This window comes from Flavobacterium sufflavum, from assembly GCF_004016525.1.
GTDB classification, from domain to species: domain Bacteria; phylum Bacteroidota; class Bacteroidia; order Flavobacteriales; family Flavobacteriaceae; genus Flavobacterium; species Flavobacterium sufflavum.
This window is the reverse complement of record NZ_SACJ01000060.1, coordinates 1-216: the sequence shown is the minus strand read 5'-3', so window position 1 is coordinate 216 and position 216 is coordinate 1. Positions and strand designations below refer to the sequence as shown.

The window sequence follows — 216 nt, the reverse complement described above, 5'->3', positions numbered from 1 at the left end:
TGGCAGCAGGAACAAGTGTAACAGTAAAATGGACAGTGACCAATGGAACATGTAGTGCTTTTGATAATGTAACCCTACAAAATGATGCACAACCTGTAGTAAGCGATCAGCCGAACCAAACCTTATGCAATACATCTACATTCACTATGACGCAAACTGCACCATCGGTGGGAAGCGGTATATGGACTTTTGTAGGAGCATCTGGTGCTGCTGTAA

1 protein-coding gene is annotated in these 216 nt (G+C 43.5%); it reads left to right on the top strand.

Translation table 11 applies throughout. The annotated features are described in order from the left end of the window. Nucleotides 1-216: hypothetical protein (locus EOD40_RS18135; RefSeq protein ID WP_164905527.1), on the top strand; the 216-nt coding region annotated here is incomplete at both ends.